The sequence below is a fragment of the Propionivibrio sp. genome (assembly GCF_029255185.1).
In the GTDB taxonomy this organism is placed as follows: Bacteria; Pseudomonadota; Gammaproteobacteria; order Burkholderiales; family Rhodocyclaceae; genus Propionivibrio.
The window spans coordinates 21,408-35,851 of the sequence record NZ_JAPUVO010000088.1; the positions used below are offsets into that span (position 1 = coordinate 21,408).

At 55.0% G+C, this 14,444-nt stretch carries 10 protein-coding genes and 1 tRNA gene; 5 read left to right on the top strand and 6 right to left on the bottom strand.

Annotated elements, in window-relative coordinates; all coding sequences use genetic code 11:
• Positions 1-52 precede the first annotated feature (52 nt).
• A complete protein-coding gene (locus Q1J43_RS06305) occupies positions 53-2,659 on the top strand; it encodes an Rne/Rng family ribonuclease (RefSeq protein WP_301101561.1) in 2,607 nt (868 codons plus the stop codon).
• Between the two features lie 65 nt (positions 2,660-2,724).
• On the opposite strand, the gene Q1J43_RS06310 is transcribed toward Q1J43_RS06305, so the two are convergent.
• The gene (locus Q1J43_RS06310) at positions 2,725-3,243 is read right to left on the bottom strand and encodes a low molecular weight protein-tyrosine-phosphatase (protein ID WP_301101562.1); all 519 of its coding nucleotides are present in this window, start codon (positions 3,241-3,243) and stop codon (positions 2,725-2,727) included.
• A gap of 149 nt (positions 3,244-3,392) precedes the next feature.
• Positions 3,393-5,462, bottom strand: coding sequence for an excinuclease ABC subunit UvrB (gene uvrB, locus Q1J43_RS06315; protein WP_301101563.1), 2,070 nt, complete (start codon positions 5,460-5,462; stop codon positions 3,393-3,395).
• 151 nt (positions 5,463-5,613) lie between these two features.
• On the opposite strand from uvrB, the gene Q1J43_RS06320 reads away from it, so the two are divergent.
• Complete coding sequence (locus Q1J43_RS06320) at positions 5,614-6,816, top strand: amino acid aminotransferase (protein ID WP_301101564.1); 1,203 nt, start codon at positions 5,614-5,616, stop codon at positions 6,814-6,816.
• Here the strand turns inward: Q1J43_RS06320 and Q1J43_RS06325 are convergent, their stop codons facing one another.
• Positions 6,817-8,787 carry an AsmA-like C-terminal region-containing protein gene (locus Q1J43_RS06325; RefSeq protein WP_301101565.1) on the bottom strand — a complete coding sequence of 657 codons (1,971 nt, stop codon included), beginning with the start codon at positions 8,785-8,787 and terminating at the stop codon, positions 6,817-6,819. It lies immediately after the preceding gene.
• 48 nt (positions 8,788-8,835) lie between these two features.
• Between Q1J43_RS06325 and Q1J43_RS06330 the strand changes: the two genes are divergently transcribed.
• The 3 genes from Q1J43_RS06330 (at position 8,836) to Q1J43_RS06340 (ending at position 12,618) form a co-directional block, all read left to right on the top strand.
• Positions 8,836-8,911 (top strand) — tRNA-Asn (locus tag Q1J43_RS06330).
• Positions 8,912-9,217: 306 nt separating this feature from the next.
• The gene (gene map, locus Q1J43_RS06335) at positions 9,218-10,018 is read left to right on the top strand and encodes a type I methionyl aminopeptidase (RefSeq protein WP_301101566.1); all 801 of its coding nucleotides are present in this window, start codon (positions 9,218-9,220) and stop codon (positions 10,016-10,018) included.
• A 5-nt stretch (positions 10,019-10,023) separates the two neighbouring features.
• Positions 10,024-12,618 (top strand): [protein-PII] uridylyltransferase, encoded by a 2,595-nt coding sequence (locus tag Q1J43_RS06340; protein ID WP_301101568.1) that lies wholly within the window; start codon positions 10,024-10,026, stop codon positions 12,616-12,618.
• Positions 12,619-12,624: 6 nt separating this feature from the next.
• Here Q1J43_RS06340 and Q1J43_RS06345 read toward each other — a convergent pair whose 3' ends face one another.
• The 3 genes from Q1J43_RS06345 to Q1J43_RS06355 are packed head-to-tail and all read right to left on the bottom strand — an operon-like array spanning position 12,625 to position 14,444.
• Positions 12,625-13,137 (bottom strand): peptide deformylase, encoded by a 513-nt coding sequence (locus tag Q1J43_RS06345; RefSeq protein WP_366141853.1) that lies wholly within the window; start codon positions 13,135-13,137, stop codon positions 12,625-12,627.
• A gap of 13 nt (positions 13,138-13,150) precedes the next feature.
• The gene (locus tag Q1J43_RS06350; protein ID WP_301101570.1) at positions 13,151-13,894 is read right to left on the bottom strand and encodes an S-methyl-5'-thioinosine phosphorylase; all 744 of its coding nucleotides are present in this window, start codon (positions 13,892-13,894) and stop codon (positions 13,151-13,153) included.
• Position 13,895: 1 nt separating this feature from the next.
• Entirely contained in the window at positions 13,896-14,444 is a 549-nt protein-coding gene (locus Q1J43_RS06355; RefSeq protein WP_301101571.1) for a hypoxanthine-guanine phosphoribosyltransferase, read from the bottom strand.

The window sequence follows — 14,444 nt, forward strand, 5'->3', positions numbered from 1 at the left end:
TCGCTGCCTGCAAAAGGCGCTCCCCCCGTATTTGCGCGTGGGAGCCCATTTTATGAAACGCATGCTTTTTAACGCGACACAGGCCGAAGAACTCCGTGTCGCCATTGTTGATGGTCAGAAACTCGTCGACCTCGACATTGAATCGGCCGCCAAGGAACAGAAAAAAAGCAATATTTACAAGGCTGTCATCACCCGCATCGAGCCCAGTCTCGAAGCAGCTTTTGTCGATTACGGAGCCGAACGTCACGGTTTTCTTCCTTTCAAGGAGATCTCTCGTGCCTATTTCCAACCCGGGGTCGAGGCCAATCGCGCGACCATCAAGGAAGCACTGCGCGAAGGCCAGGAACTGATTGTTCAGGTCGACAAGGATGAACGCGGAAACAAGGGCGCGGCGCTGACAACGTTTGTCAGTCTAGCCGGCCGTTATCTTGTTCTGATGCCCAACAACCCGAGGGGTGGTGGCGTTTCCCGCCGCGTCGAGGGCGATGAGCGCGCCGAACTTCGTGATGTAATGGATCAATTGCAGGTACCGCAGGGCATGAGCCTGATTGCCCGCACGGCAGCCATCGGCCGCAATGCCGAAGAATTGCAGTGGGATCTGAATTATCTGATGCAGTTGTGGAAAGCCATCGACGGCGCCGCCAATCAGCAAAAGGGCGCCTTCCTGATCTATCAGGAAGGCAGTCTGGTCATTCGTGCCATTCGTGACTACTTCCAGCCCGACATCGGTGAAATACTGATCGATACCGACGAGGTTTATGAGCAGGCACGCCAGTTCATGGCCCACGTCATGCCCGGGACCGTCAACCGCATCAAGCGCTATCGTGATGATGTTCCGCTCTTTTCGCGCTTCCAGATCGAGCACCAGATCGAATCGGCTTACTCCCGTCAGGTTACCCTGCCCTCGGGCGGCGCCATCGTCATCGACCATACTGAGGCGCTGGTTTCGGTGGACGTCAATTCAGGCCGCTCGACGCGCGGCGCGGACATTGAAGAAACCGCATTCAAGACCAATCTGGAGGCGGCTGAGGAAGTCTCGCGTCAATTGCGCTTGCGCGATCTTGGTGGTCTGATCATCATTGACTTCATCGACATGGAGAGTCAGCGTAATCAACGCGAAGTTGAAAACCGCCTGCGCGATGGTCTGCGCCTCGATCGTGCGCGCGTACAGACGGGTAAGATCAGCCGCTTCGGCTTGATGGAACTGTCGCGTCAGCGACTACGTCCGGCACTTGCTGAAACCAGTTACATCCCCTGCCCGCGTTGTTCTGGCACCGGCCATATCCGCAGCGCAGAATCAGCTGCGCTGCACATTCTGCGCATCCTCGAAGAGGAGGCCATGAAAGACAACACGGCCGCCGTGCATACGCAGGTTCCCGTTGATGTCGCCACCTTCCTGCTCAACGAAAAACGCGCGGATATCCAAGCCATCGAATTACGGCACAAGGTTAACATCCTGCTGATCCCGAACGTTCATCTGGAAACACCGCAGCACAGCATTATTCGTTTGCGTCATGACGAATTGAATCTGGACGATCTGCAACAACCCTCTTACAGGAGAGTTGATGTGCCGTCCGAGGAAGCCACCAAGCAGGCGGCTGCCGCAGAAGCCAAGGCGCCGCGTCAGGAAGCGGCGATCAAGGGCATTACTTCGGACCAGCCGGCCCCGATTATTGCCGAAAAAATAAAAAGCCCCGATGTAAAAGCGGAAACTGGCTTGATTGCCAGGATTCTTGCTTGGTTCAGCAGAAAACCTGAACCCGTTTCTCCGCCAAAACCTGAAAGAAAACCGCGCAACAACCCACAGCGTGATGGGCAACGTGACGGACGGCGAGGTGGACGCAACAATCGGCGCGACGAAGAAGCAGATGGCCGCGAGCCGCGCGCCAGCCGTGATCCCGCCCGCGAACCGCGCCAGACTCAAACTGCACGTGATGTAAACCAGAAACCGCGCGAAGCCAAGGAAACACGTGAGCCCCAGCCCCGTCGCCAACGTGGAGAACCGCGCCCGGAGCGGAAGGAACAAGCGGCAATCGCACCGGTTGTTGTTGAAGAAAAAAACATTCCCGAAAACGTTGAGAAAGTTACTGAAGAGGGAAGCAGCGGCGGCTCCCGCCGTCGAGGTCGTCGGGGTGGTCGTCGGGATCGCGGCGAACGAACCGAAAATCCGGCTGAAGTTCAGACCAGCGATGCCGCACTGCCCGTTGCTGCGAGCACCGATGCGATCGTTGAAATGTTGACTTTACCTGCTGCTGAGCCACTCGCAGTTGAGGCAGCAGGCGAGCCGACAACGACACTTGTTGAACTCCCAGTCTCTGCCGAGATAGCGATCCCGGCGCCCGCACCACAAGCAAAGCCTGAGTCTTTTGAAGCCCTAAGCGCTGAAACAGAAGCCCTTCCGGAACCGCTTGCGTTCGTTGAAAAAGCTACCGCCGAACCACTCACAGTTCCGGCAATTGTTGCCATCGAACCGGCTGTCGACATTGAGAAGGTTCTCGAAACAAGCGGCCTGATCATGGTTGAAACGAACGGGGATAAAATCAGATCCTGGCAACCAGAAGAAGCAAGCAGTGAAGTTGCACCACGTCCGCGCCGCAAGCGCGCGCTCGCCGTTGCAACTCAGGATGAACCTCTGGTGATGGTAGAAACGAACAGGTAGCTTGAACTCTACCGCATGACATAGCGAACTGGGCGCCTAAGCGCCCCGTTCGCTGTACACTTCCACTATTCGTTCTGGCGCCGGAGATGATTTTTCTTCTTTTCAACCGTCAAAGAAGAACGTTCCTCCACCAGCTCTACCAGTCCATCGGTCGCATCTTCGACCATGTCCAGGACCAAGTCGAAGCCTTGGCCCAATCCGTAATAAGGATCGGGCACCTCGTCGTCGTCAAAGTTTTTTGAGTAATCCATGAACAGGCCCAGGCGATCGGAACGCTCAGAAGGGCAAACGAGACGAAGCGCTTCGAGGCTGTTCCGATCCATGGCGAGGATTAAATCGAAATAGTCGATGTCCTGTGGCGCAATCTTGCGCGCACGTATCCCGGATAAATCGTAACCACGTCTGGCAGCGGCCCGCTGCGTGCGCTGATCCGGGGCTTCTCCAACGTGATATCCATGAGTGCCCGCAGAGGCAACGTCAACCTTGTCCTCGAGTTTCTTCTCCTGCAACTTGCGGCGGAAAACGCCTTCAGCCGTCGGCGAGCGGCAGATATTACCCATGCATACAAACAACACTTTAATCATTTGGCCACCTCCACTAAGCTCATTCGAGGCCGTGTAAAACGTGCATTTACACAATATACTCGAAGCGCTTGGCCACCGACTGAATATTGCCTTCTTTCTGAATACAAAGGAATATTCACAAGCCGAAGACAATCTGGCATTAACTCAGTTCAAACATCGCTGTCGTGCACTGCAGCACCAAACAATTGTGCCTTTATACGGAATAACTCGTCGCGCGCTGCGGCCGCTTTTTCAAACTCAAGATTTCTCGCGTAATTGGTCATTTCTTTTTCCAGACGCTTTAGTTCACGAGTCAATTGCTTCTCGCCCATGGCCTCATAGTGTGCCTGCTGTTGAGCGACCTTAAGCTCACGGTGAGCACTCCCGGAATCATAGACTCCGTCAATAATGTCTTTGATACGCTTGGTTACCCCTTTCGGGATGATGCCATGCTCGTCATTGTAACGAATCTGTTTTTTACGTCTTCGTTCGGTTTCGCTGATGGCGCGCCGCATCGACTCGGTAACGCGATCGGCGTACAGAATGGCCGTACCGTTGAGGTGACGAGCCGCGCGACCGATGGTTTGGATCAGCGAGCGTTCGGAACGTAAAAAACCTTCCTTGTCGGCATCAAGAATCGCAACCAGCGAAACTTCGGGAATATCGAGTCCTTCGCGCAACAAATTAATGCCAACGAGCACGTCAAACTCGCCTAGACGCAAATCGCGAATAATTTCAACGCGTTCTACAGTATCAATATCCGAGTGCAGATAACGCACGCGAATCCCGTTCTCGCCGAGATAATCGGTCAATTCTTCGGACATCCGCTTGGTCAACGTCGTCACCAGAATCCGCTCATCCTGCCCCACCCGTAACCTGATTTCGGACAGCAGATCGTCAATCTGAGTGTTCGCCGGGCGAACGATGATAACTGGATCGATCAAGCCCGTCGGGCGAACGAGCTGCTCAACGACCTGTCCCTGGTGTGCTCTTTCATATTCGGACGGAGTCGCCGAAACAAAAATGGTCTGCCGCAGCAAAGCCTCATATTCTTCGAATTTCAGCGGGCGGTTATCCAGCGCAGAGGGTAGGCGGAATCCGTAATTGACCAGATTTTCCTTGCGTGAACGGTCGCCTTTGAACATCGCGCCGACTTGCGGAATAGTGACGTGCGATTCGTCGATGAACATCAAGGCATCTGCCGACAGGTAATCAATCAGCGTTGGCGGCGGCTCGCCCGCCTGGCGGCCGGACAGGTAGCGCGAGTAGTTTTCGATGCCTTTGCAGAACCCCACTTGGTCCAGCATCTCCAGATCGAAACGGGTCCGCTGTTCGATGCGCTGCGCTTCGACCAAACGATTCTCCTTGTTGAAGAACTCAATGCGCTCCCGCAACTCGGCCTTGATCGCCTCCAGGGCACGCAGCACGGTGGCCCGCGGGGTAACGTAATGCGACGAGGGGAAAACGGTAAAGCGAGCCAGCCTGGTCTGCAGATGCCCGGTCAACGGGTCGAACAACTGCAAGTTTTCAATCTCGTCGTCGAACAGCGAAAGTCTTATGGCGTGCTCAGCATGTTCGGCGGGAAAAATGTCGATGATGTCACCACGAACGCGGAATGTACCACGATGAAAGTCAATCTCGTTGCGTTCGTATTGCATTTCGGAGAGGCGTTTGATGACCTCGCGCTGTCCCATACGGTCACCGACACGCATGGTGAGAATCATCTTGTGATACTCGTCACGGTCGCCGATACCATAGATGCAGGAAACTGTTGCGACAATCACGCAATCACGTCGTTCGAGCAGACTCTTGGTCGCCGAAAGCCGCATCTGCTCAATGTGCTCATTGATCGATGAATCTTTCTCGATAAACAGGTCACGCGCCGGAACGTAGGCTTCGGGCTGATAGTAGTCGTAATAGGAAACGAAATACTCGACGGCGTTTTCCGGAAAAAACTCGCGAAACTCTGAATAAAGCTGCGCGGCCAGCGTCTTGTTCGGCGCCAGCACCAGTGCCGGACGTCCAGTACGGGCAATGACGTTGGCCATGGTGTAGGTTTTTCCCGACCCCGTGACCCCCAGCAGGGTCTGGAAGGACAAGCCATCTTCAAGCCCCTCGACCAGACTGGCGATCGCCTCCGGTTGATCACCGGCGGGCCGGAAGGGCTGGTGCAGGCGGAAAGGGCTGCCCTCAAAGGTAATAAACGGGGTATTTTCGGGAGATTTTAGTGAGTTCGGCATGATAGAATTCTACGTGGATTTTGTACTGATCACCGCTTCGCGCACAATTGGCGCACCAGAAGAAAATCCTATCCATTGATTAACATGTGACGCAAATTTAATCGCTGCCAAGCAAGTTGTGCCACGCTGACCGGAACAGAGTGCCTTGACCATGACCCCCTCAATTTTCGCCGCTGTTGAGATGGCTCCTCGCGATCCAATTCTCGGACTGAACGAATCATTCAACCTTGACTCACGCGCCACCAAGGTTAACCTCGGTGTCGGTGTCTATTTCGACGATAACGGCAAGATTCCGCTGCTCAGCGCCGTCAAGGTCGCCGAAAAAACACGTATTGAAAGCCTGCCGGCGCGCGGTTACCTGCCGATCGACGGCCTGGCTGCCTACAATCAGGCCGTGCAAACCTTGCTTTTCGGCAAAGATTCTGCCTTGCTTGCCGAGGGCCGCGTGGTCACTGCTCAAACCCTGGGCGGTACCGGTGCGCTCAAGGTCGGCTCCGACTACCTCAAGCGCCTGCTGCCGGATAGCACGGTCTATATCAGCGATCCGAGCTGGGAAAACCACCGCGCCATTTTCGAATCATCCGGCTTCACGGTCGAGTCCTACCCCTACTACGACGCCGCGACCCGTGGCGTGAATTTCGACGGAATGAAAGCCAAGCTGAACACCCTGCCTGCCGGGGCGATCATCGTGCTGCACGCCTGCTGCCATAACCCGACCGGCGCCGACCTGAGCGAAGCCCAGTGGCGCGAAACCATTGAAACCATCAGCGCGCGCGGACTGGTGGCTTTTGTCGATATGGCCTATCAGGGGTTTGCTGATAGCATCGCTGAAGATGCGCTGGCACTTAATCTATTTGCCGCATCTGGCCTGCAATTCTTCCTCTCGAGTTCATTTTCCAAGTCTTTTTCGCTTTACGGCGAACGCGTTGGCGCACTGTCGGTTGTTACCGCAGCAAAAGATGAGTCAGCACGGGTCATGTCGCAAATCAAGCGCGTCATCCGGGCCAATTATTCCAACCCGCCGAACCATGGGGGTGCAGTAGTCGCCGCAGTATTATCGAATCCTGAGCTGCGCCAGATGTGGGAAGACGACCTGGCCGGCATGCGCTTGCGAATCCGTGCCATGCGCAGCAGCCTGGTTGAAAAATTGAAGGTCAGGAGTACAGCCCGAGACTTTTCCTTCGTCATCAAGCAGCGCGGCATGTTTTCCTACACCGGCCTTTCCGCTGAGCAGGTTGCGCGCATGCAGAAGGAATACGGGATTTATGCCGTCAGTACCGGCCGCATTTGTCTGGCCGCGTTGAATACAAAGAACATCGACTACGTAGCCGACGCCATCGCCGCCATTCTTTAGCTATCCGCCTCCACCGACCTGAAGGGTAGGCGACTTAAGCGGCCCGCTAATGGAAATGGTGACGCGCGTCTGATTCGCTGTACCCCGCATTTTCAGTTCCATCTTGCCACTTACATTGAGCTCATTGCCAACATCGATAAACCCCGTCGATTGCATCAGCCCTGAATTCAAGACCAGTCCTGAAAACTTATAGCCCGTTGGCGTCAGCTTGATTTTCCCCGACAGATTTTCAAATTGCGTTGAGCCCCCCTGTACTGGAGTTTTAGAAACGCTCCGCGCCGCCTCGGCCAGGTCAATTCCGCGAATACCTCCTCGCTGCACGGTGAACTCACCGTCGGCATCAATCGCTGAAAAAATCGATGCCCACGAATCGGATGTTGTCAAAAACCGCATTTTTCCAGCGGTTTCTCCGAAGAATTGTTGTCCGAGCCCCAACGCGTCAGCAAACCGAGTGGCATTAACCCGTTTGAATAATATATCGCCAGTGATGCTCGGCTTATTATCAGCGCGTAGAACAGCATCACCTTCTATCACTCCCTCAAAGAGGCGTAACTCCATGCTCTTTATCGTGAACGCCTCATGCTCGAAAGTCCCTTTCAGATTAACCGAATCAAAAAGAAAAGGAGAACCTGGAGTAGGTCGCCAGCCGAGGCCTTCCAAAACAACATCCAGCCCTTGCTCCAGAGGAGTGGCCACAAGGCTCAGGCTGTGATCTGCAGAGCGCAGCAATAAGGATTGAAACTGACCGTCAGCAGACTGCTTGGCCTCGCCATTCATGCCGGAAATACCAAGCCCCCCGAATGAAACTTCTGCTTTTTCAAGGCTGAGGTGATGCATACCGGCTCTGGCTGTGGGACTGGACAATGCAACAAAAACACTGGGCAGACCGGCAATCATTTCAGCAGGAAGCGACACGCCACTCACGACCACCTCGCGAAAAACAATTTTCGCGGAGAACAGTGTGTCTAGCACTGGTTGCAGACGAATTTCAGTGATGCGTATTGCATTTTTTTCCGAACCGATGCGCACATCGCCGAGAAGTAAAGCCGGTTTGGGATAGACATTTACCCGCATGCTCCCCACGTGTACAGGACGGCCACTGGCGCTGGCAAAAGCAACTTCAACCTTAGGCAAATAGCTATCGTAGGGAAAGAAAAGAACGACCAAAAACGCCAGAGCAAGCACACCGGCAATGCTCAAAATGACAATCACCGGCCAGCCCATCGAATCATCCTGACCACGCCGTATTGGCTTGAGCAAGAAAGCCTCTTCGCGCGCGCTCGGGTGAAGCGCCTTAACGCGCTCAACAAACAAACGTTTTAATTCTTCTTCACGCCGACCTTCAGCAAGCGGAACCGGCCTGAGGCTTTCAACAAAAATCGGCTCTGATTCGCTCCAGCCTGGTCTTTGGAAAAACGCCTTGACGCGTTGAACGAACGAGGGCTTTGACGCCTTGGGAAGTTCTGATTGCTGCTCAGTGAATTTTTTCGCCCCTTCTTCGGCAAAGACCCGAGGTGGCTGAGGAACAGACACTTTCTCAGATTGCATTGAAGCAACGGAGAATAATGGTTTTGGTGAGTCGTTTGATGGTGGAGTCTTAATAACCGAATGGCTAACCATCGGAATCTCGGGTACTGATGACTCCACAATATCCTTGGTTACTGCGGGGGCAATCGGGGGTTTCTTCTTATTGAGGATCGCCGCGGCCCGCACTTCCTGGGCAACCTTTTTACTTTCGGCCCACAGGGAATCCGGTTCGCCCTGAGGCTCGATGAAGCCCCCTTTTTCGAGCTCGCGCAAAGCGTTTTCAGTAAGCTGTGGATTGCCTGTTTTCAGGCATAAATCGGCCACTGTTGAATGGCTGTCGACAAGAATCAGAACCATGCGCACATTTCTCTGCATGACCCGTGTCCGCTGAAGCATTGCCCCTTCACCGGCGGCTGTTTTGGTATAGATGAGATCGTGATCCATTTGCCTTGACGAAAGATTCGTGAGTGACTAGAATGCGCGCTTCGTTGTTCCTCGATAGCTCAGTTGGTAGAGCGCCGGACTGTTAATCCGTAGGTCCCTGGTTCGAGCCCAGGTCGAGGAGCCAAGCAATTTAAAGCCCCGCAGGTTTTGCTACTTGCGAGGCTTTTTGCATTTTTGACCATGACCATGGCGTACTCAAACATCTGGAAACGCTCCAAAAAACTGACTGCATGTTTATTTCTGTCCAGAGACGCCAGAATACACCATAACCATCCGCATTCTATAGCCAGAGACAAGTCAATGGGAGAACGGAGAGCGGCCGATTCCCGCATACCTGAACCTTTCAAGCGCCAAATTGCCTTAATTGCCTTGCTACGCGTCTTACCTTATCCTTCGCGACCTCACTCAACCTGCCCGGCTCCGACGAAAAATGAGCATCACACTCAAATCTCCTGACGAAATCGAAAAAATGCGGGTCGCTGGCCGTCTGGCGGCCGAAGTGCTCGATTTCATTACGCCGTTCATCAAACCGGGGGTCACCACCGGCGAGGTGGACAAGCTATGCCACGACTATATGGTTGATGTTCAGGGCTGCATCCCGGCCCCGCTCAACTACGCTCCCCCCGGTTACAAACCCTATCCGAAATCAATCTGCGCCTCGGTCAACCACCAGGTCTGTCACGGAGTTCCAGGCGACAAGCAGTTGAAGAACGGTGACATTGTCAACCTTGACATCACCACCATTAAGGAAGGCTATCACGGTGATACCAGTCGCATGTTTCATGTCGGCGAGATTTCGATTCAAGCCAAACGGCTATGTGAAGTTACTTTTGAATGCCTCTGGCTCGGCATCGCACAGGTCAGGGCCGGCGCTCATCTCGGTGACATTGGACAGGCCATACAAAGCTATGCTGAAAAATCCGGTTTCTCGGTGGTTCGTGAATTTTGCGGCCATGGCATCGGTGCCCGTTTCCACGAAGATCCTCAGGTCGTGCACTACGGCAAGGCCGGCACCGGTATCGAGCTGAAAGCCAACATGATTTTCACTATTGAGCCAATGATCAACGCCGGCAAGGCGGCGATCCGTGAACTAGCTGACGGCTGGACGATTGTTACCAAGGACCATAGTCTGTCAGCGCAATGGGAACACACCATCCTGGTCACCGACACGGGATTTGAGGTCCTGACCCTCTCCGACGGCACGCGCAAGCCTCCGGAATGGATCGGCTAGTCCTTATGAAACTTGGTTCCGCCGAGCGAATCAGCCTTCTAACCCGTTACAAATCGCGTCTTCAGTCCGCTCAGGCCACCATTCGAGAGCGCTATCTCGCTGGAGGTGATGCGGTCCGCCTACTCCAGGAACGAAGCCAACTGATTGACGACGTTCTGCGCACATTGTGGACCGAATTGAAGCTTCCAGATTCGCTTGCCCTGGTGGCGGTCGGTGGCTATGGGCGCGGCCAGTTGTGGCCAGCATCTGATGTTGATTTGCTGCTGCTGCTTCCGGAGCGTCCGGATGAGGCACTTGCTGAACTGCTTGAACAACTGGTCGGGGTGTTCTGGGATATCGGACTGGAAATCGGCCATAGCGTACGCACCGTCGAAGAGTGCCTCGAAGAAGCGGCAAACGATCTGACGGTTCAGACGGCATTGGTCGAAGCCCGCCAGCTCATCGGTAACAACGCGCTTTTCGCAAGATTCACTTCAGAATTCAAGAACATTCTCGATCCGCAAGCTTTTTTCCACGCCAAACGGATGGAGCAGGACGAGCGTTATCTGCGTTTTCAGGAATCGCCCTACAGTCTCGAACCGAACTGCAAGGAAAGTCCAGGCGGCCTGCGCGACCTGCAAAGCATCCTGTGGATCGCGCAGGCGGCAGGCTACGGCAACAATTGGCAGGATCTGGAACGTCACGGCTTCATAACCCATCAGGAAGAACAGGGGCTGGAGCGGCGCGAACTGTTTTTACAGCGTTTGCGAATCCAATTACACCTGCATGTCGGTCGCCGTGAAGATCGCCTCCTGTTTGACTACCAAACCGCAATCGCTGAACAGCTCGGTTATACGACAACGCTCACCCGGCGCGCCAGCGAACAGTTGATGCAGGAGTACTTCCAGACCGCAAAAACGGTGACCCAGCTTAATACCATCCTGCTGCAAAACATGGGCGCCGCAATTTTCCCGCCGCCGGAACAAACGCCGCAGGGAATCAATGAGCGTTTCCAGAATACGCATCAGTTGCTTGACGTCGTCCATGAAAATGTTTTCCAGGAAACACCAGGTGCAATTCTCGAAGCCTTTCTGCTCATGCAGCAGCACTCCGAGCTGAAAGGCATGACAGCACGAACGATTCGCGCGCTGTGGCGGGCACGTCGCCTAATCGACGATAATTTTCGTCAGAACCCGGAAAACAAGGCGCGTTTCGTCGACATCTTCAAGCAAGCGAAAGGTGTATTGCACGAACTGCGGCGCATGAACCAATTTGACATCCTCGGCCGCTACCTGCCCACATTCGGCGCCATCGTTGGTCAGATGCAACACGACCTGTTCCACGCCTACACTGTTGACCAGCACACCCTAAAAGTACTGGGCAACCTGCGCCGATTCTCCGAAAGTGAATTTGGACACGAATATCCTTTCTGCAGCCAGTTGATCTGTGGCTTCGATCGACCGTGGCTGCTTTATATTGCTGCCCTGTTTCACGATATCGCCAAAGGACGTGGCGGCGGTCACTCCGAGCTTGGGGCGGTCGATGCCCGGGAGTTTTGTGCCAGTCATGGTCTGTGCAACGAAGATGTCGAGCTGGTTGTCTGGCTCGTACGCAATCACCTGCTGATGTCGAACGTCGCGCAGAAACAGGACATTTCCAACCCGGATGTGCTTGGCGCTTTTGCCGCGACAGTTGGCGACGAACGCCACTTGACTGCCCTCTACCTGTTTTCTGTCGCCGATATTCGCGGCACCAGCCCGAAGGTCTGGAATAGCTGGAAAGGCCAGTTGCTCGAACAACTATTCAAGCAGACCCACCGCCTCCTGCTTTCCGATGGCCAGGTGCCCGTAACACAAGGCATTATTCAGGAGCGGCAAGAAGAAGCCCTGCGTTTACTGCGCTATTTTGCGATTCCGGAAACAGCACATGAAAGCTTGTGGAATCAGCTCGATACCGTTTACTTCCTGCGTCATTCAGCAGAAGAAATCGCCTGGCACACACGCGCGCTGCACTACCGAATCGACAGCCAGAAACCAGTCGTCAAGGCCCGCATCAACCCACACGGTGACGGAATTGAAGTGATGGCCTACACGCTCGACCAGCGCTATCTGTTTGCCCGACTGGTCGGCTTCTTCAGCCGGGCCGGTTACAGCATCATGGATGCCAAAATTCACACAACGCGCCATGGATATGCCCTCGACAGCTTCATGCTGCTCGATGTCAGTGGCCGCGAGAGTAGCCGTGACAGCGACCGCAGCATGATCAGCTATGTCGAACACGAACTGACCGGCCGGCTGTCTCATCAGACTCCACCCGAAGCGCCTGCTGGCGGACGTATCTCGAGACAGGTCAAGCACTTCCCGATCCAGCCACAGGTGACCATCCAGCCAGATGAAAAGGGCGACCTCTTCGTCCTCTCGGTCAGCGCATCCGATCGTCCCGGCCTGCTTTATACCGTTGCCATGGCACTGGCGGGACATGGCGCCAATCTGCACACCGCAAAAATCGTCACCCTCGGTGAACGGGTTGAGGACACCTTTCTGATCAGCGGTGGTGATCTGGGCAATAGTGCAGGCCGCATCAAGCTGGAAACGGAACTGCTCGATCAATTGAAGTGTTGATGCGATTCAGTCTGCGGGCAGATCGTCGGCCTCGGATGACAAGGCGTCGACAAATCCGAAACGTGTAAAATCCTTGATTCGCATCGGGTATAAGATGCCATCGAGATGGTCACACTCGTGCTGCACAACCCGGGCATGAAACCCCTCGACCGAGCGTTCGATCGGCTGTCCGAGAGGGTCAAAACCGACGTAGTGCAGATGGCGCCAGCGCGGCACCGAACCACGCAGTCCAGGCAGCGAAAGACAGCCTTCCCAATCTTCCTCGACCACCTCCGAAAGCGGCGTCAGCACGGGATTAATCAATACGGTGTAGGGGATACTGTCAGCGTCCGGATAGCGCGAATTGTCGTCAAAACCGAAAATGACCACGCGCAGACCAACACCGATCTGTGGCGCAGCAAGACCGGCGCCGTCGAGGCGATGCATTGTTTCTTCCATATCAGCGATTAACGCGTGCAGTTCGGGCGTATTGAAAGCGCCAACCGGTCGCGCCAGTTCAAAGAGGCGCGGATCGCCCATCTTGAGGACCGGTCTAATCGCCACGATCGACCATTTTCTCGATGAGCAAACGCACCTGCCCCATTGACTCGTGCAAGACCCCCTGAATCGATTCAAAACTGATGCCTTCGAGACTGTCTGCCCGGCCTGCCGCGTAATTGGCCACCACACTGATGGCCGCATAGGGCACCGCCAATTCACGCGCCAAGGCAGCCTCAGGCATTCCCGTCATGCCCACCACGTCAGCACCATCGCGTTCAAAACGGTTGATCTCGGCTGCGGTTTCAAGACGCGGCCCCTGCGTCGTGGCGTAAACGGCGGCCTTGCTCACCGGTATGCCTATAGCATCGGCCGCCAGGATCAGTTGCTCACGCAAGGCACGATCATAGGGCTCGGTGAAATCGATATGTGCAAGTGTGCCCTCCGGCCCTTCGTGGTAGGTGGATTTTCGTCCCCAGGTATAGTCGATGATCTGGTGCGGAATAACCAGATCACCGGGCTTCAGATCAGCCCTGATGCAGCCGACCGAAGCCACCGAAATGATACCAACGGCGCCTCGCTTACACAGCGCCCAGACATTTGCCCGGTAGTTAACCTCATGCGGCGGGATCGTGTGACCATAACCATGACGGGCCAGAAAAGCGACCGGACGACCACAAATCTGGCCAAAAGTCACGGCACCTGATGGCTCGCCATACGGAGTACGCAGCACCTCGCGATGTGACACATCAAGATTGGCCAGTTGCGACAGACCACTGCCGCCAATAACTGCCAGCATCTCATTCCTCCTTCATGGCGTAGATTGCCGGGAGATTTCGCCACTGGCCGCGAACGTCCATGCCATAACCGAAAACAAAACGATCAGGTACGTTCAGCGCGACAAAATCGGCCTTTATCGGTTTATCCTTGCCGTTCAACTTGTCAGTCGCTACGGCGGTGTAACAGGCTTTGGCCCCAAGTTGCATCATGCGCTCGACAATGGCGGCCAAGGTCAAGCCTTCATCGAGAATATCATCAAGAACAAGAACTGTTCGCCCCTTGACCGGGGTCCACGGCGCCGAACGCCAAGACAGTGCCCCACCGGCGGTATCCTGACCGTAGCGGGTAACGTGCATGTAGTCGAAATCGAGCGGGAAATGCAACTGTGTCATCAGCTGTCCGGCAAAAGGAACGCCTCCGCTCATGACGCACAGCAGCAAGGGATGGGTGTCGCCCAGCTTCTCGCTGATTTCGCCGGCGACCCGGCCAACTGCCGCTGCGACCGTCTCTGCCGAGTGAATCAAATCTGCCGCAGCGAGAAGATCCTTCGCCCGCTGAGTTTCTGTCAT

Bases quoted from the DNA above. Each gene is read 5' to 3' on its own strand.
- Q1J43_RS06305 (WP_301101561.1), top strand. From the start codon at position 53: ATGAAACGCATGCTTTTTAACGCGACACAGGCCGAAGAACTCCGTGTC.
- Q1J43_RS06310 (WP_301101562.1), bottom strand. From the start codon at position 3,243: ATGATTAAAGTGTTGTTTGTATGCATGGGTAATATCTGCCGCTCGCCG.
- uvrB (WP_301101563.1), bottom strand. From the start codon at position 5,462: ATGCCGAACTCACTAAAATCTCCCGAAAATACCCCGTTTATTACCTTT.
- Q1J43_RS06320 (WP_301101564.1), top strand. From the start codon at position 5,614: ATGACCCCCTCAATTTTCGCCGCTGTTGAGATGGCTCCTCGCGATCCA.
- Q1J43_RS06325 (WP_301101565.1), bottom strand. From the start codon at position 8,787: ATGGATCACGATCTCATCTATACCAAAACAGCCGCCGGTGAAGGGGCA.
- map (WP_301101566.1), top strand. From the start codon at position 9,218: ATGAGCATCACACTCAAATCTCCTGACGAAATCGAAAAAATGCGGGTC.
- Q1J43_RS06340 (WP_301101568.1), top strand. From the start codon at position 10,024: ATGAAACTTGGTTCCGCCGAGCGAATCAGCCTTCTAACCCGTTACAAA.
- Q1J43_RS06345 (WP_366141853.1), bottom strand. From the start codon at position 13,137: ATGGGCGATCCGCGCCTCTTTGAACTGGCGCGACCGGTTGGCGCTTTC.
- Q1J43_RS06350 (WP_301101570.1), bottom strand. From the start codon at position 13,894: ATGCTGGCAGTTATTGGCGGCAGTGGTCTGTCGCAACTGGCCAATCTT.
- Q1J43_RS06355 (WP_301101571.1), bottom strand. From the start codon at position 14,444: ATGACAGAAACTCAGCGGGCGAAGGATCTTCTCGCTGCGGCAGATTTG.